The sequence below is a fragment of the Thalassotalea montiporae genome, assembly GCF_053485855.1.
Genome location: NZ_JBQRUO010000004.1, coordinates 85157 through 102892, shown reverse-complemented (window position 1 = coordinate 102892; position 17736 = coordinate 85157). Strand labels below are relative to the sequence as shown.

The window sequence follows — 17736 nt, the reverse complement described above, 5'->3', positions numbered from 1 at the left end:
TCGTTTATCGATAATTATTGGAAATAAGTATTAGGCATGGTTACTGCCAACTTTACTGATCGTTTTGATCATTAAGTAACTTCAATAATTGATCTTTTAAATTAGGTGGGACTTTATAAATCGTTAAGCTGTCATTGGCTTGATTATACACGACATCTTGTCCAAAGTGACTACGCTCAAAGCTAACACTAATACCATTACCGAAGCCTGAATATTTGGTCACCTTGTTCACTACTGCTTGATCGTGCGGGAAAGACTCTTCAATTTGATAGTCTTGAGTTTTGCAGAACTCGTAAAAACTATCGCCACCATCACCGTTAGAAACGATTTTATCAATTTCTTTAATTTGTACGTCTTGTGACGATTCTTTTTGCTCTTTGCAGTAGCTAAGCAGTTCTTTACGTGTTTGTTGCTTTTCATCTGCGTCTAACTGATTAACGGCAACATAATCTTCAACAGCTTCAACCAGTGCTTGGGTTTGCGCTTTGGCATTTAAACCTTCTTCACAGCCTAAAAAGTCTAAAAAGAAGTCTGATACTTTACGACCAGCACGACCGCGAATAAAGGTGACATAGCGATCGCCTGACGGATTTTGCTGATAATCAAACAAATCAATACGCGCTGCTAGTTGCAGTTTGTCGGTATCTAAATGTTGGTCGGCAGATATGTTTAATTCGCTATCCACTGAATAATGCTCAGAAATAGGAATTATAGCGGCTATTAAGTAGCGACCGCCCATGTGCTCGTAATGGCTAAGCACTAAGTAGCCAGTTTCGGCTAAGTCATACTTAGTCAGTTCATTTTTCAATAAGTTAGTGGCTTGTTGGCTAAAGCTGTTGAAATCTTGTACATCGCTTAAGTAACTTTCCATGATATCAACAAAGCGCGCTTCATCGCCTTCTGCTGGCATTGATGAAAAATGGCCGTAACCTTTATTGCCTTTTTTATTGTAAATATTATGGAGTGATTCCATAAAGCTTTGAATTTTATTACTAATTGCTAATGATTCTGCGCCGTAGCGAATCTGCACTTCGCCAGTTTCAGCTTGTTTTGAAAGAAAATGCAGCGCGATATTGGAAATTATTAAACTCATAATTGCTGGTCAGTATGATATTGATAAGGCTTTTGATAAACTATGGCGCTTATCACCTTTCAATCTTATCTAGTGATTTAACTAAACCTAAAAACATCGGCTTTATAAGCTGACAAGCTTTAGCAAGCTGATAGTATGCTGTTAAGTAAAGTCGCTAAGTAAAATGTATTTAAGTAAAAAATTATGCCTATTGTATCTAAGTATTCCAACGAACGTGTAGAAAAAATTATCGACAACCTATTAAATGTCTTAATTGAAGAAAAAGCAGGTGCAGATTTGTCGCTAATGTGTTTAGGTAATGTAGTAACCGAAGTACTAACGCAACAAGTGCCTGAAAAACAACGACAAGCCGTAGTTGAAAATTTCACTAAAGCGCTAAGCCAATCGGTTAACACTACAACTAAATAAGAAGAACAAGAGTTACAAAACGTTATGGTGTCGTTTGAATCGAAAACCTACAGCAAGAAGCTATTACATTTAATTAGCTGGGGGCATTGGTTTACCTTTTTTAATATCATTGCGGCGATATTGCTCGCCACGGTTTATGTGGTTAATGAAGCGGCGCCACAAACCTTGGCTGGCCAAGTTTACTTGGTCAGCACTTGGCTCAGTCATATGGCGTTTTTAACCTTTATGACCTTTGTCTTGCTAGTCTTCCCCCTTACCTTACTTATTCCTAAAACCCGATTTATCAGAGCTGCAGCGTCGATTATTTTTACTGCAATGTTGCTGCTATTACTGCTCGACGCCTTTGTTTATAACCGCTTGGGTTACCATATAAATGCGTCTTCAATTGGGCAAATCATTGATTTAATAGGACAAGAAATACAGGATGATAGACGCACTTTTTGGTTTATTAGCCTAGTTTTGACCTTAGTCATACTGACATTTCAATTAACTGTCAGCAATTACGCATGGAAGCACTTAAGCAAATTACAACGCACAGTATTTGCTAAGTTTGTTGTATTTGGCTTAATCGTTGCCTTTTTTACTAGCCATATGATGCATATTTGGGCCGACGCTAACCTTGAATATGATGTATTAAAGCAAGATACCACTTTACCGCTTTCCTACCCAACCACAGCTAAAACATTGCTAACCAAATACGGAATGTTTAATGAAGGCGACTATATAGCGCGTAAAACTAGCCCGTTAGCCTTTAATCAACCAATGCCAAAATACCCAAATATTGGCCAATGTCAGGCGATTGATAACCAGCAATCAACTTTTGTAATACTGAGTAAGGCAACCTTGTCTGAGCAGCAAATTAGTCAGTTTAGCCAACGTTCTACTGCAACGAGTATCAAGCTTTCTCACCATATCGATAACGCAACCTTTGATAATGCATGGTTTAACTTAGTTTATGGTTTACCAACCATTTATCAGCCATCAATCAAGCAGGAAATGGCCGAATCTGTGCTGTTACAAGCGATAAAGCAGCACAACTTGACAACCAGTTTAACGCTAATCACTGAACAGGCATCACCGATGATGCCTTGGTTTGCTGAGCATTTTGATAGTGTTAATGAGCGAGATAATATTGCTTCTCTTATTTTTCCAGAAGAGTTAGCAGAATTTTCGCAAGGCCTACATTTTATCTACTTTGATCAAGAAGGTACTTACCAGCTTGAGTTGTTTATTGATGCCCTGCTACTTGCACAAAAGCAAAAAGCCCAGCAAGACAACATTATTATCAGTTCACTGGGTAATGCTTCTGAGCAAGAGATGTTATCGATAAAGCCAGCGTTAATTTTATGGCCTGAAAAGCGTAAGCAGCAAATCTCACGCTTAACGAGTCAAATGGATATCGCGCCTACATTACTAACGAACTGGTTAAGCTGCCAAGAGCATTCTGAGCAGCTGACCGGCGGCAAAAATGTGTTTAAGTTAAGAGGCGATCGCGTCATAGCCAATACCACTGAAAATGGCATGGTCGTGTTTAACAAGGATAAATCAGTATTAATTGATCAAAATGGCAACTTCCAAAGTTATTCGCGTCAATTAGCCGCGCCGATTTCGGTGCCGTCAGATTTTCCACTAATGATTGATGGCGTCCACTTCATCAAACGTTTTAGTGAAAATCATCAACAGATTCAAAACGTTCAATAAATCATCGGTTGAACCGAGATAACAAGAAATATGGACTTTTGTGATTGCAAAAGTCCATATTATCGTTAATATACAGCCTGTTTCTTGCGATTCTAATCAAGAAATACATACCAAATAATCGGGATATAGCGCAGTCTGGTAGCGCGTGCGTCTGGGGGACGTGAGGTCGCAGGTTCAAGTCCTGCTATCCCGACCATTTCTACATCACGCTATAAAAAATCAAAAAAAATCGGCAAAAAAATCAAATAGCCATTATTATTCCTACTCCATCACTTAAAACTGACATTAAAATCAGGTCTCAACCACTCCTAATAACATATCGTTTATAACCAGATATTTGTGACAATAAAGTGGCGATAATTCAGTATGTTCAACGTACTTCACCAGCTTAAAGTGTCGATTAAATTTACATTTAATAAACTGCAGTTCTTGTTACAACAAATTTTTAAAGGTTAACTCATTGTTTTTATAACTTATTACATTCTAGGCTTAACATTTGCTTAACACTATATTAACACTAGTTCAAAGTTTGGTATTGATTAGTGTCTAAAATACAAGTTATGCAGGAGATTAAAGCTTGAAAAAAATAATAATAGGACTCACCGCGGCCTTTATAACTAGCCAATCGATGGCAGGGGTAATACGCCATGATGTAAACGAGCAAGCCTACCTTGATTTAGCGCAGAATGCACAGTTTGACCCTGTAGGTCGCATGTTTTTTAACAATAGTCAGGGGAGTTTTATCTGCTCTGGAACATTAATTTCTGACCAGTTTGTGTTAACCGCCGCACACTGTTTAGATGATTCGCAAACATCAGACGTAACATTTGATGTTGGTGGTAATCGCTACAACGGCGAGCGCTGGAGAGTTCATCAAAATTGGGACCCACTTGGTTCACTTTTTGACGGTTGGGATATTGCCTTGCTTAAGCTTGATTCAATTGTTAACAATGTTACTGCAGCAAACTTATACACAGGTAATTCTGAGATTGGCCAAGTAGGTACGCATGTTGGATTTGGTGCGTCGGGCGATGGCTTAACAGGCTCTGTACTTCCACCTGGTAACAAGAGAGCCGGTTTAAATGAAATTGATGAGTTTAATCTCGCAGGAGAAGGCCATGATCGCATCTTGTGGAATGATTTTGACGCTCCCCTTGGCATTGACCCGACGCTAAGCCCGTTATTATTGCAAGATCAGGAATATCTTGAGAATCCAATTGCAGCATTTGGAAGAGTCTCAGGTACAGCACTTGATTTAGAATACATTATCGGTGGTGGTGATAGCGGTGGCGGTTACTTTTTAGAAGAGAATGGTCAGTGGTTTGTTGCTGGTGTTCACTCTTTTGGTGCCTCTATCGATGCCGCTACCGATGATACATATGGAGACTTTTCAGGTTCAACTCGAGTGAGCTCTTTTGTAGATTGGATAGGTCGTACTCAGCAGAGCTTAGCAATTCCTGAACCTAATACCGTTATGTTGTTAGCTTTATCACTGTTCGGTTTATCTCGTATTCGACAGAAAAATTAACGATTAATTTACCTAGTATATAAAACCGGCTTAAATTCCGGTTTTTTATTGTCTTTATTCTTTCATATTTTTTACATTAAGAGCTCTTATGTTACCCGCTTGATATGGATAGTTACGTAACCAATAAGGGGCGGCTTTTCCATCTTTTGATTTGTTTGAAAACTTAAGTTCCCTCACTTTTTTCAGAGCAAACTGTGTAAATATCCCCTGCTCTTTTTGCCCTGAGGCTAGTTTAGCTTCTATTACATCACCGTTTTTATTAACTAGCACATCTAAATAGATTGTGATGAATTCTTGTCTTTGAACTAAGTTTTCTGCACCTTGCGTAAATTGAACTGCGTAGCTTGAAAACACTGCTATATAAAAGCTAGTTGCTAAAAGGGCTCTTATTGCTATTCTCATCGGGATATCTTACTCAGCTGCGTTATTTTTAATGTTCATCAGAACATAATGTTTAACTATTAGGCTGCTGCGCAGCGATTACTTTGTTGCGTAACCAGGTATTTGCAGGATCTTGGTCAACATTGCTATGCCAATAGATATGTACGTCCAACGGTGGCAATTCAATTGGCAGTGGCGCGATACTAATGGGTAAAAGTTCACGGTACATTTTGGCCGATTTCTCAGGTATGGTTAGCAACATGTCATTGTTTGCGATAACTCGACACGCCGATAACAAATGTTGGCACCTTAATGCGACTTTTCGCTGTATGCCAAGTCGCCCCAATTCGTAGTCTTCCAAGCTTGGGCCAGAAGTACGTGTAGAAGCAACGACATGCGTTTGACTTAAATACCTTTGCAAGTCCAACTTACCAGTAAAAATTGGATGGTTTTGCCTCGCCACTACCACTAATTTATCTTTGGTTAACTGTTGGTGCACGACATTGCTACTAACAGGCAACAAAATATCAATGGCAATATCAATATCACCACTCGCTAACTTGTTTTCGAGTTCACTTCGCCTCACTCTTTTACTGGTAAAGTTCATATTTGGCGATTCTGTTAGCAGTTGCTCAGCAAATAGCGGTAAATATGAAGCTTCTAACGAGCCATGTAATGATACTGTGCAATATTTGCGAGATGTTGAAGGTTCAAATTTCTGCGCTTGATACACACTGCTTTGCAGTTGATGAAGTGCTTCTCTGACATCGCCAATAACATTTTTTGCAAGCGCTGTTGGCTTCATTTGATTGCCCTGTCGAATAAAGAGCTTATCATCAAATTGTGCTCTCAATTTTGCCAACGAATGACTAACCGCTGGTTGCGAAAGGTTTAAGGCTGAAGCCGCTTTACTGATATTCCCTTCACAGTAGATGGCTTCAAATACCACAAACAAATTTAAATCCATTTTCATCGTAAATCCTCATATCACTTTGCAATGTCTAACGTTGATGTAACTTTGGCACAGTAATGACTAACGCTTTATTTATTCTTAACACGAATATAATAAGATTACTAATATTCATTTGTTTTATTTATGTAGGCTTTTTAAGATGATTTTATAGCGACTAAATACATACATAAGAAATACATGGCTTCACTTTATTTAATCAGACACGGACAAGCTTCATTTGGTGAGCCTGAGTATGATCGTTTATCGCCCAAGGGTCATCAGCAAGGTTTAATGTTAGGTAAGGCATGGCAAACCATGCCAGCTCCGGATTTAGTCTTTACTGGAGAATTGTGCCGTCACCATCAGACCTATGAAGCATTTAATAAGGCATACAGAAATACCGCGCACCAAGAAGTTACCAACCACCAATTAGCAGCGCTTAACGAGTTTGACCATGTTGATATATTGATGCAAAGCGAAAAACAATGGCAAAGCTATCAAGATCTTGTCGATTATTTTTCGTCGTTACCTGATGCCAAGAACAATTTAAAGCAAGTGTTCGATGATGCTTTCACTAAATGGGCACAGGCTGGCAGTACCAGCAACTACCAAGAATCTTGGGGCGTATTCAAACAAAGAGCAAGCACTGCTCTACAACTGATGATTCAAGCGCGAAAAGCTGAACACCACACAATCGTAGCCTTTACCTCTGGCGGTATTATCGCAGCAATAGTTCAACAATTATTAGCACTATCTGATCAACATTGTTTAACGCTAATGAGACAAATCAGAAACACTAGCGTGACCAAAATAGTGTTCTCTGGTGAACGAATTTCATTAGATTACTTTAATAACTATCAACACCTTGAACAGGTAGGTGCAAGTTGGTCTACGCACCGCTGATAGCAAGATAAATGAACTTACAACTAAATTTATTCAACAAAATTAATATAACTAAACTCATACAACCAAATTTATTCAAAAAATAGTAAAACCCAATTAAGCAAAATTAAGGGATATAAAATGAACAACAACTTATTTGACCTATCAGGAAAAGTCGCACTTGTGACTGGCGCTAGTCGCGGCATTGGTGAAAGCATTGCCAAAACGCTTGCCGCTTATGGTGCTCATGTCATCGTATCAAGCCGAAAAATAGACGGTTGTGAAGCTGTTGTCGAAAAAATCACTAGCGAAGGTGGCAGTGCTCAAGCTATCCCGTGTCATATTGGTGATATGGAGCAAATTGAGCAATTGTTCACTGCAATTACCGAGCAGCACGGCAAGTTAGATATTCTAGTTAACAACGCCGCTGCTAATCCTTACTTTGGCCATATTTTAGAAACTGATCTAGGTGCCTATCAAAAAACGGTTGACGTGAATATCCGTGGTTACTTCTTTATGTCAACCAAAGGCGCGCAACTAATGAAAAAAAATGGCGGTGGCGCAATTGTAAACGTCGCGTCAATTAATGGTGTAGTGCCAGGTGATTTCCAAGGTATCTATTCAATTACTAAAGCAGCGGTTATTTCCATGACAAAGGCCTTTGCCAAAGAGTGTGCCACTTTCAATATTCGCGTTAATGCCCTACTACCTGGCGCAACTGACACCAAGTTCGCAGCAACATTAGTGAAAAATCCGAAAATTTTGGAGCAAGCGATGGCACATGTGCCGATGCGCCGCGTTGCCGAACCTGACGAAATGGCCGGCACTGTGTTGTACTTAGTCTCAGATGCTGCCAGCTACACCACAGGCGCAGCTATCAATGTTGATGGCGGTTACTTAATCGGCTAAGAGCTTGATCGGTTAGGAAGTAATTGGCTTAAGGGATTTCTCGAAAGACTCAATGAACAAAAGCTAAGCCAAGTAGCAACAAACGCAAACGCTCGGCTTAGTTAAAAGGATAAGACAATGAATTTTGAATACTCAGAAAAAGTAGAAGGCTTACTCAATCAACTTCGTGCCTTTATGGATGAGTTTGTTTACCCGAATGAAGATTCAATGAACAAGCAAATCGCAGAGCATCAATGGTCTACGCCGCCGCTAATGGAAGAACTTAAGGCCAAAGCCAAAGCACAAGGCTTGTGGAATTTATTTTTACCACTTAACTATGGTGAATACAGCGCGGGTTTAACTAATCTCGAATACGCTCCATTGGCAGAAGAAATGGGGAAAGTTGCATGGGCACCTGAAGTATTTAACTGCGCTGCACCAGATACCGGCAATATGGAAGTGCTCGCCAAATACGGTAGTGAAGCGCAGAAAAAACGTTGGCTAGTGCCTTTACTTGCCGGTGAAATTCGCTCAGCGTTTGCCATGACTGAGCCAGATGTCGCCTCTTCCGATGCCACTAATATTGAAACCCTTATCGAGCGTGATGGCGATGATTATGTCATTACTGGTAAAAAGTTCTATATCAGTGGTGCTTGCCGTCAACAATGCCAAATCATGATTGTTATGGGCAAAACAGACCCAACTAATGACAACCGTTATGTTCAACAGTCGCAAATATTAGTGCCAATGAACACACCTGGCGTTACTGTGGTTAGGCCAATGAAAGTATTTGGCTACAACGATGCGCCCGAAGGCCACGCGGAAGTGATTTTCGATAAGGTACGCGTGCCTGCAGACAACATCATTGCCGGTGAAGGCCGAGGTTTTGAAATCGCTCAAGGCCGTTTAGGGCCAGGTCGAATTCATCACTGTATGCGCTCAGTCGGCGCGGCACAGCGAGCCTTAGATATGATGTGCAAACGCGTTAATGAGCGCACGGTTTTTGGTCAACCGATGAGTAAATTGCAATCGATTCGAGAAGATATTGCAACGTCTGCTTGCCAAGTTGAACAAGCTCGTTTGTTAACCTTAAAAGCCGCACAAAAAATGGATCTAGCGGGCAACAAAGCTGCACAAGATTTAATCGCGATGATCAAAATTGTTGCTCCCAATATGGCACTTGATGTACTCGACCGTGCCATTCAAATTCACGGCGCGCAAGGTGTTTCGCAAGATACTTTCTTAGCCCATATGTACGCTGGCCAACGCACGCTTAGACTGGCAGATGGTCCAGACCAAGTTCATATGATGCAATTAGGTCGAAACCTTGCCGCAAAGCATGCGTTATAACGTAATTTCAACTGAATTTTTGTCAACGAGCAGGAAAACACATGAAGGAAGTTGATCAATTAAACGAGCACGTGTTGTCAGAATACTTAGCGAGTCAGTTAAGTGATTTTAGCGGCTCAATTACGCTAGAAAAATTCGACGGTGGTCAATCAAACCCAACGTTTAAAGTCACTACATCAGAAAAATCTTATGTATTGCGCAAGCAGCCACCGGGTAAGTTATTAAAATCAGCACATGCGGTCGATCGTGAATTTAGAGTAATTAGTGCGTTATATGGTACTGATGTCCCCGTCGCCAAGCCTTATCATTTATGCACCGACACTAGCGTGCTGGGCGAAATGTTCTATTTAATGGAGTTTGTTGAAGGTGATATTTATTGGGATGCATCTCTTAAAAACGTTACTAGCAACGAACAGCGTGCTGGTATCTATGATGCAATGAACAAAACTCTGGCTGCAATTCATAGCGTTAATGTGAATGACATTGGCCTAGGCGACTACGGCAAGCCAGGTAATTACTTTGAACGCCAACTTTCACGTTGGATAGAGCAATACCGCGCAACAGAATTAGAGCGTATTGAAGAAATGGACATGCTCTACGATTGGCTAGCTCAGCATTTACCTGCTGATGATGGACGCGTTGCGCTGGTTCATGGTGACTATCGCCTCGACAACATGATGTTTGCGCCTAATTCTTCCAGCATACTGGCCGTACTTGATTGGGAATTATCTACCTTAGGGCACCCTTTTGCTGATCTCGCCTATCAATGCATGCAGCTCAGATTACCGGGTGGTATGGGCAGTGTTGACGGCCTCGCGAATGTTAATCGCGCTAGTTTAGGTATTCCAAGCGAGCAAGAATATGTAGCGCGTTACTGCCGACGCATGAATATTTCCAATATCGAACATTGGCCATTTTATTTGGCGTTCAGCTTCTTTCGTCTTGCTGCCATAGTGCAAGGCGTAGCAAAGCGTGCAACCTTGGGTAATGCCTCCAATAAAAATGCCATGAAGCTCGGGGCTTATGTTAAACCACTCGCACAAATGGCGCTTGGTGTAACCCGTGAATAGCAAGAAATAAAAGCACAACAAACATAAAGCTCAGAAAAAACGAAAGTCACAATAAAAAACTAAACAAAAATACAACAGGAACAGCACAAGGAGCACAAAATGGATGCAATGTTAGATTTCACCGGAAAAACTGTCTTAGTTACTGGTGCTTCTCAAGGGCTTGGTCAATTACTTTCAGAAGCGCTAGCCAGTCGTGGCGCGAACTTAGTGATTGGCGATATCAAAGAAGCAGAGTTAAAAGCCGTTGAGCAATCAATGAGTGACAAAGGCTACTCGGTAGCTGCACTTGCAGGTGATGTCTCGCAAGATAGCTATTGCCAAAACCTAGCACAATTGGCCGCTGAGAAGTTTGGCAGCTTAGATATTGCCGTTAATAATGCCGGCATCGCACCAGCCCTTAGCCCGCTGCATCAAACTGACGAAGCGACGATGGACAAGCAATTTGCGGTCAACGTTAAAGGCGTACAATTTGGTATGAAGCATCAAATTCCATTGATGCTCAGTCAAGGTGGTGGCGTTATTTTAAATGTTAGCTCACTTGCAGGTCTAGGCGGCGCGCCAGGTGTATCTTCTTATGCGGCGGCCAAACACGCCGTTATTGGGTTAACCAAAACAGCGGCTGCTGAGTATGGTCGTTACAACATTCGTGTTAATGCCGCCTGCCCTTTCTTTACGTTAACCAATATGGTCACTGATATGTCAGACGATGAAGATCGTAAAAAAATGGCTAGAGGTGCACCAATGAAACGTCTTGCAGAGCCGCAAGAAGTGGTCGCGACTATGCTGTTAATGCTGTCACCAGCAAATACCTACATGACAGGACAAAGCATTGCCATTGATGGCGGCGTAACTGCGCTTTAGTTGAGCCCTGAAATTGAGCCCTGAAATTAGGTGTTGTAATTAAAAGTTTAACTCTTATGGCCACAGCCAACTCAATCATCTTAGGCCAAGTATCTAGTTAAACAAATAGAGATAAAGGCGAAGACAAAGAGAAAGATAATGAATACCAAAATGCTAAATGAGCGTGAAATTGAATTTTTACTTTACGAGCTGTTTGATACTGATGCTTTGTTTGATCGAAGCCGGTATCAAGATCATGATCGCACCACCTTTAAAGAAGTGATTCAAACCGCAAAAAATGTGGCAGAAAAGCACTTTTTGCCACTGCGTCATACCCTAGATAACCAGCAGCCAACCTTCGATGGCGAAAAAGTGCATATCATTCCGGAATTAAAACCTGCACTCGACGCCCTAAATGAATCAGGTTTACCTTCTGCAACCGCCGATTATGAATTCAATGGCATGCAACTACCACCGATTGTCGCCAATCTTGCTGGCGTTTATCTCACTATCGCCGGTGGTACAGCGCTTGGCTACAGCATGCTCACCACGGCAAATGCCAATTTATTGCAAGCGCATGGCAGTGATGAGCTGATAGAAAAATGGGTTAAGCCACTACGAGATGGCCGTTTTGCTGGCACAATGGCGATGACTGAGCCCGACGCTGGCTCTGGGCTTGCCGATTTAACCACAAGTGCAGTAAAAGCTGATGATGGTAGCTATCGCATTACCGGAAACAAAATTTATATCTCAGGTGGCGATCACAACTTAAGCGAAAACATTGTTCATTTAGTGTTGGCAAGAGTAAAAGGCGCACCTAAAGGTGTTAAGGGCATTTCCCTGTTTGTTGTGCCTAAGTATTTAGTTAACAATGATGGCAGCCTAGGCGATAGAAACGATGTAGCCCTTGCGGGTTTATTCCATAAAATGGGCGGTCGTGCTCAAACCTCTACCGCGCTGAGCTTTGGGGAAAAAGGTGGCGCAATTGGCTATTTGGTCGGTGAAGAAAATCACGGCCTTGCTTATATGTTCCATATGATGAACGAAGCACGGATTATGGTTGGCACCAGTGGCGCAGCACTTGCCATGGGCGGTTATCAATACTCGCTTGAGTACGCTAAAAACAGACCACAAGGTAGACTGCCATCGTGCAAAGATCCTTTATCTCCGCCCGTTAATATTATTGAACATGCCGATGTTAAACGCATGCTACTCGCGCAAAAAGCCTACGCCGAAGGCGCACTTGCACTAGTAATGTTAGGTAGCCAGTTATCAGATGATGAAAAAACTGCACAAACTAAAGAGCAACGTGCTTATGCCCACACTCTGCTTGATTTACTAACGCCAGTCATTAAAACCTGGCCATCAGAATATGGCACTAAGGCCAATGATTTTGCCATTCAAGTGCTTGGCGGTGCGGGTTATGTGAACGAACACCCCATTGAAATGTTCTATCGTGATAATCGTCTAAATCCAATTCATGAAGGGACTACGGGCATCCAATCATTGGATTTGTTGGCGCGTAAAGTGCCGATGGGCAGTATGCAAGGCTATCAAGCATTAATGGCTGAAATTAACGACACCATTAAAGACGCAAGATCATACGAAGCCTTAACTGAGTATTCTCAGCGACTAGGCAGTGCTGTCGCAACGTTAAACCTCACTACAGACAAACTACTGACAGCAATGGGCAATAGCAGCACTGAAGGTGCTGCAAGTATTGATCAAGTGCTTGCTAACTCTGTGCATTACTTATCGATGTTTGGCCATGTTGTTGTTGCTTGGTTGTGGTTAAAACAAGCGAAAATTGCCGCAACCGCCCTGCCCAACGCTAATCATGAAAGTGAACAGCACTTCTATCAGGGTAAATTACAGGCGGCGCAGTATTTTTACCGTTATGAGTTAACGCAAATTCAACAATGGGCAAGCTTGCTGAATGAGCTTGATGATACTTGCCACCAAATGCAGGCTAACTGGTTTTAACGAGTTTCAACTGAACAAGTTAACACTGGTACTCAAATAGAGACAAGATAAGGAATTCAGATGACAACATCAGATATAGCAGCGTCAAATGAAGCGAAAGCCGTAGTAGAAAAGGAACCAGCTAGTAGCGCAGCTAAACAGCCCGTTCCAGTGGAAGAAATCGCCAGTTATGTTGGATACAGAGCCAATCCGACTGAGTGGCACCAAGTTACTCAAGCGCAAATTGATCAATTTGCCGATTGCACACTTGACCATCAATTTATTCATATTGACCCTGAAAAAGCGAAAAATACCCCATTTGGCAGCACGATTGCACACGGTTTTTTAACCTTGTCTTTACTCTCTCACTTTGCCGAGCAGTTTAGCATCTCCATCGAAGGCGCCTATATGGGGATCAACTCGGGTTTCGATAAAATCCGTTTTCTCCAGCCGGTTAAAGTTGGCAGTAAGATTCGAGCCCATGCAACCATTGAAAGCATAGACGAAACTAAGCCGGGACAATATCGAGTTAAAACCAATGTTTCTGTTGAAATTGAAGGCGTTGATACGCCTGCATTGATAGCTGAGTGGATAGGCATCCAATTAGTCAAATAACCCACGCTATCTTTCATAATTCAGACAACAACTAATAATTTTAAGGCAAGGAAAAGAAGAATGAGCATAGAGTTTAAAGGCAAAGTCGCTATTGTCACTGGCGCAGGAAACGGTTTGGGTAAATCTCACGCCTTAGCACTGGCCAAACGCGGTGCCAAAGTCGTGGTAAATGATTTAGGTGGTGCACGCGATGGCAGTGGCGGTTCATCGGCGGCATCAGAACAAGTTGTGCAAGAAATCATTGCCGCAGGTGGCGAAGCGATGAGCCATGGCGCTAACGTCGCTGACTTTGCGCAAGTGCAAGATATGGTGCAACAAGCCATGGATAAATGGGGACGCGTTGATATTTTGGTAAACAATGCCGGCATCTTGCGCGATAAATCATTCGCAAAAATGTCGCTTGATGATTTCAAATTAGTCATGGATGTTCATTTAATGGGCTCAGTAAATTGTACCAAGGCAGTATGGGACATTATGCGCGAGCAAAATTACGGTCGCATCGTAATGACTACTTCTTCTAGCGGCATGTATGGCAATTTCGGTCAAACCAACTATGGCGCTGCAAAAATGGCAGTACTTGGTTTGATGAACACCTTAGTGCTGGAGGGCGCTAAACATAACATTCGCGTTAATGCACTTGCGCCAACCGCAGGAACACGTATGACCGAAGATCTTATGCCTGAAAACATACTTGGCATGCTCGCTCCTGAATATGTAACCCCTGGCCTACTCACCTTATGCGATGATGACGCGCCCAATCGCACTATTTTATCTGCGGGGGCTGGTGGCTATGCAACTGCCACAATATACGAAACCGACGGTATTTTCTTATCGCCAGAAGAACAATCTCCTGAAGCTATTCGAGAACAATGGCAAGCGGTAACCGCACCTGATAATCAGCAAGCATTAGAGTCTGGTGTTAAGCAATCAGAAAAATTCCTAACAAAAGCAATGGCGGCAATGCAGCCAAGCTAAGAACCTGCTTACCAATACACGCAAATGTTAACCGGACAAGCTTAAGGAGAAGAACATGACTTCAACGACTAGAGAAGCCGTTATTGTATCTGTTGCCAGAACACCGATCGCAAAAGCGTATAGAGGAGCTTTTAACGATCTTACTTCGCCATCGCTAGCAGCAATCGCTATTAACGCGGCATTAGACAAAGCGGGCGTAAATGGCGAGGAAGTAGACGATTGTATTTTTGGTGCTGCGATGCAGCAAGGTAGCCAAAGTATGAACTTTGGTCGTCAAGCAGCAATGGCCGCCAAGTTGCCGGTTTCAGTTCCTGGCATGACCATAGACCGCCAGTGTGCCTCTGGTCTGATGGCCGTTGCCAGCGCTGCCAATCATATTGTTGGTGATGGTGCTAATGTAGTTGTAGCAGGCGGCTGTGAGTCCATCACGCTAGTACAAAATGAACACATGAACATGCACCGCGCGGTTGATGCTCAAGTTAAAGAGTACGCACCAGCCATTTACATGCCCATGTTAGACACTGCTGAAGTCGTTGCTAGCCGTTATAACATTTCCAGACAAGCACAAGATGAATATGCCTTACTTTCTCAGCAGCGCACCGCCGCCGCACAAGAAGCAGGCTTGTTCGATGATGAAATTGTGCCGGTTACCGCGACTAAGCTAGTGCAAGATAAGGTAACCGGTGATATTTCAAAGCAAGAAGTTACCCTAACGCTCGATGAAGGTAATCGCCCTGACACCACGCTAGAGGGCTTGTCTGGTGTTAGAACAGTGAAAGAAGGTGGCTACATTACTGGCGGCAATGCTTCACAGCTTTCTGACGGTGCGGCAGCGCTAGTGTTGATGGAAAAATCCGTTGCCGAACAAAAAGGGTTAGCGCCACTTGGCGTATATCGCGGTATGGCCGTTGCTGGCTGTGAGCCTGATGAAATGGGTATCGGGCCAATTTACGCTGTGCCTAAACTGCTGGAACGTCACAACCTGACCATTGATGACATAGGGTTATGGGAACTTAATGAAGCGTTTGCCGTACAAGTGCTTTACTGCGCTGATCACTTAGGTATCGACAAAGCGAAACTCAACGTTAATGGCGGCGCAATTTCTATTGGCCACCCTTACGGCATGAGTGGCGCTCGTATGGTGATGCACGCTTTACTAGAAGGTAAACGCCGAGGCATAAAATATGTAGTGATCACTATGTGCATCGGCGGCGGTCAAGGTGCAGCCGGACTTTTTGAAGTGTTATAAATAACGTTATTTAGCTACAAAGTTAACGTAAAAATGCCTAATATAGACAGTGTCTAGTTTGCTAGACACTGTCTATATTAAATAAAAACTAAAAAAATAATAACAACAATAAATATAAAAATTACAACAATCGTTTGATAGAGGATAAGCAATGGAAAAAGTGTGGCTAGAAAAAAGCTACCCACCGGGGGTGCCTTTTGAAATCAATCCTGACAAGTACACTTCATTGGTTGAAATGTTTGAAACTTATACCAACCAATACCGCGACAACACGGCATTCATTAACATGGATGCCAGCATCACCTACCAAGAATTAGCCGACCAAGCCAGAGCATTTGCCGCCTATTTACAAACCAAATGGAATCTAAAACCCGGTGACAAGTTTGCCATTATGATGCCTAACTGTTTGCAGTATCCCGTTGCCTTGTTCGGCGGTTTATTAGCAGGTTTAACGATTGTTAATGTAAACCCGCTTTACACGGCTCGTGAGTTAGAGCACCTGTTGATAGATTCTGACGCCAAAGGCATATTGATCATTGAAAACTTTGCTCATACGCTTGGCCAGATAGTTGATAAAACCAAGGTCGAACATGTCATCGTAACTGGCCTAGGCGATCGTTTAGGTGGTTTAAAAGGCTTTATGGTTAATGCGGTTGTTAAGCATATTAAAAAGATGGTGCCGAAATACCATTTACCTAACGCCGTTAAATTTAACCATGTGATTTCGGTCGGCCAAAATACCCAATTCACACCGGTAGCGGTTAAACCAACAGACCTTGCCTTTTTACAATACACTGGCGGTACAACAGGTCCATCTAAAGGCGTGATGCTAACACATCGTAATATGGTGGCGAACTTAGAACAGTCAAAAGCGATGACGACACCAGTTTTCGAACCCAACCAAGAAATTATGGTGACTGCCCTTCCGCTTTATCACATCTTTGCGCTTAACTCGAATTGCCTGTGTTTTATTGCCTACGGTGGTACCAACTTATTAATCACTAACCCGAAAGATATGCCGGGTTTTGTCAAAGAGTTAGCAAAGTACCGCTTTACTGCAATTACGGGTGTTAACACCCTATTCAACGGCCTGATCCATACCCCAGGTTTTGATAAACTAGATTTTTCTGGGTTAAAAGTTGCGTTAGGCGGCGGCATGGCTGTGCAACGCCCGGTTGCTGAACAATGGCAGGAAATTACAGGTGTTCGCTTGCTCGAAGGTTATGGCCTAACTGAATGTTGTCCTATGGTGACTATTAGTCCCTACAACCAAACTGAATTTAACGGCTCGATTGGCTTACCCGCCGCATCAACTGACATTCGACTGGTTGATGATCAAGGCACCGATGTAGGCATTAATGAACCCGGAGAGCTTTGGGTGAAAGGGCCACAAGTGATGAAAGGTTATTTAAACCGCCCTGACGCTACTGCTGAGGCCATTGAAGACGGATGGTTTAAAACTGGCGATATCGCCACTATGGATGAAGACGGCTATTTCCGCATTGTCGATCGTAAAAAAGACATGATCATTGTCTCTGGCTTTAACGTTTACCCTAACGAGCTAGAAGAAGTAATGGCGATGCACAGTGGCGTATTGGAAGCAGCGGCAATTGGCATACCGTGTACCGTTACGGGCGAAAAAATTCGCATTTATATTGTGAAAAAACAAGCCGATTTAACCGAAGAATCACTTATCGCCCATGCCCGTGAAAATTTAACAAAATATAAAGTACCCAAAGAAATTGTCTTCATTGATGAAATGCCAAAATCAAATGTTGGCAAAATTTTACGGAAAGATTTACGTACGCTAGCTGCAACTAAAGCTGCTGCTTAGTAAAAAGA

General features: G+C 42.4%; 16 protein-coding genes and 1 tRNA gene. 14 read left to right on the top strand and 3 right to left on the bottom strand.

Annotated elements, in window-relative coordinates:
• Positions 1 to 52: 52 nt before the first annotated feature.
• Positions 53 to 1093, bottom strand: coding sequence for a nucleoid-associated protein YejK (gene yejK / locus ACSLUR_RS13295; protein ID WP_448555291.1), 1041 nt, complete (start codon positions 1091 to 1093; stop codon positions 53 to 55).
• Positions 1094 to 1276: 183 nt separating this feature from the next.
• Between yejK and ACSLUR_RS13290 the strand changes: the two genes are divergently transcribed.
• The 4 genes from ACSLUR_RS13290 to ACSLUR_RS13275 all read left to right on the top strand — a co-directional run bounded on the left by ACSLUR_RS13290 (position 1277) and on the right by ACSLUR_RS13275 (position 4730).
• A complete protein-coding gene (locus ACSLUR_RS13290; protein ID WP_116000248.1) occupies positions 1277 to 1501 on the top strand; it encodes a YejL family protein in 225 nt (74 codons plus the stop codon).
• A gap of 24 nt (positions 1502 to 1525) precedes the next feature.
• Positions 1526 to 3202, top strand: a complete 1677-nt coding sequence (locus tag ACSLUR_RS13285; RefSeq protein ID WP_448555289.1) for a DUF3413 domain-containing protein — start codon at positions 1526 to 1528, stop codon at positions 3200 to 3202.
• Between the two features lie 119 nt (positions 3203 to 3321).
• Positions 3322 to 3398, top strand: a tRNA-Pro gene (locus tag ACSLUR_RS13280).
• A 381-nt stretch (positions 3399 to 3779) separates the two neighbouring features.
• Positions 3780 to 4730, top strand: a complete 951-nt coding sequence (locus tag ACSLUR_RS13275) for a trypsin-like serine protease (RefSeq protein WP_448555287.1) — start codon at positions 3780 to 3782, stop codon at positions 4728 to 4730.
• A gap of 54 nt (positions 4731 to 4784) precedes the next feature.
• On the opposite strand, the gene ACSLUR_RS13270 is transcribed toward ACSLUR_RS13275, so the two are convergent.
• Entirely contained in the window at positions 4785 to 5132 is a 348-nt protein-coding gene (locus tag ACSLUR_RS13270; protein WP_448555285.1) for a hypothetical protein, read from the bottom strand.
• A gap of 52 nt (positions 5133 to 5184) precedes the next feature.
• On the bottom strand, positions 5185 to 6084 hold the full coding sequence (locus ACSLUR_RS13265) for a LysR family transcriptional regulator (protein WP_116013474.1): 900 nt from the start codon (positions 6082 to 6084) through the stop codon (positions 5185 to 5187).
• A 177-nt stretch (positions 6085 to 6261) separates the two neighbouring features.
• On the opposite strand from ACSLUR_RS13265, the gene ACSLUR_RS13260 reads away from it, so the two are divergent.
• The 10 genes from ACSLUR_RS13260 to ACSLUR_RS13215 all read left to right on the top strand — a co-directional run bounded on the left by ACSLUR_RS13260 (position 6262) and on the right by ACSLUR_RS13215 (position 17728).
• Entirely contained in the window at positions 6262 to 6966 is a 705-nt protein-coding gene (locus ACSLUR_RS13260) for a histidine phosphatase family protein (protein WP_448555282.1), read from the top strand.
• 120 nt (positions 6967 to 7086) lie between these two features.
• Complete coding sequence (locus ACSLUR_RS13255; protein ID WP_448555280.1) at positions 7087 to 7854, top strand: SDR family oxidoreductase; 768 nt, start codon at positions 7087 to 7089, stop codon at positions 7852 to 7854.
• Positions 7855 to 7971: 117 nt separating this feature from the next.
• The gene (locus tag ACSLUR_RS13250; protein ID WP_448555278.1) at positions 7972 to 9183 is read left to right on the top strand and encodes an acyl-CoA dehydrogenase family protein; all 1212 of its coding nucleotides are present in this window, start codon (positions 7972 to 7974) and stop codon (positions 9181 to 9183) included.
• Between the two features lie 41 nt (positions 9184 to 9224).
• The gene (locus ACSLUR_RS13245) at positions 9225 to 10253 is read left to right on the top strand and encodes a phosphotransferase family protein (RefSeq protein ID WP_448555276.1); all 1029 of its coding nucleotides are present in this window, start codon (positions 9225 to 9227) and stop codon (positions 10251 to 10253) included.
• Positions 10254 to 10352: 99 nt separating this feature from the next.
• Positions 10353 to 11114, top strand: a complete 762-nt coding sequence (locus tag ACSLUR_RS13240; RefSeq protein ID WP_116000255.1) for an SDR family NAD(P)-dependent oxidoreductase — start codon at positions 10353 to 10355, stop codon at positions 11112 to 11114.
• A 138-nt stretch (positions 11115 to 11252) separates the two neighbouring features.
• A complete protein-coding gene (locus ACSLUR_RS13235; RefSeq protein ID WP_448555273.1) occupies positions 11253 to 13076 on the top strand; it encodes an acyl-CoA dehydrogenase in 1824 nt (607 codons plus the stop codon).
• 60 nt (positions 13077 to 13136) lie between these two features.
• The gene (locus ACSLUR_RS13230; RefSeq protein WP_448555271.1) at positions 13137 to 13670 is read left to right on the top strand and encodes a MaoC family dehydratase; all 534 of its coding nucleotides are present in this window, start codon (positions 13137 to 13139) and stop codon (positions 13668 to 13670) included.
• 60 nt (positions 13671 to 13730) lie between these two features.
• Complete coding sequence (locus ACSLUR_RS13225; RefSeq protein WP_448555269.1) at positions 13731 to 14645, top strand: SDR family oxidoreductase; 915 nt, start codon at positions 13731 to 13733, stop codon at positions 14643 to 14645.
• A 55-nt stretch (positions 14646 to 14700) separates the two neighbouring features.
• Entirely contained in the window at positions 14701 to 15894 is a 1194-nt protein-coding gene (locus ACSLUR_RS13220; RefSeq protein WP_448555267.1) for an acetyl-CoA C-acyltransferase, read from the top strand.
• 151 nt (positions 15895 to 16045) lie between these two features.
• Complete coding sequence (locus ACSLUR_RS13215; protein ID WP_448555265.1) at positions 16046 to 17728, top strand: AMP-binding protein; 1683 nt, start codon at positions 16046 to 16048, stop codon at positions 17726 to 17728.
• The last annotated feature ends 8 nt before the right edge of the window (positions 17729 to 17736 follow it).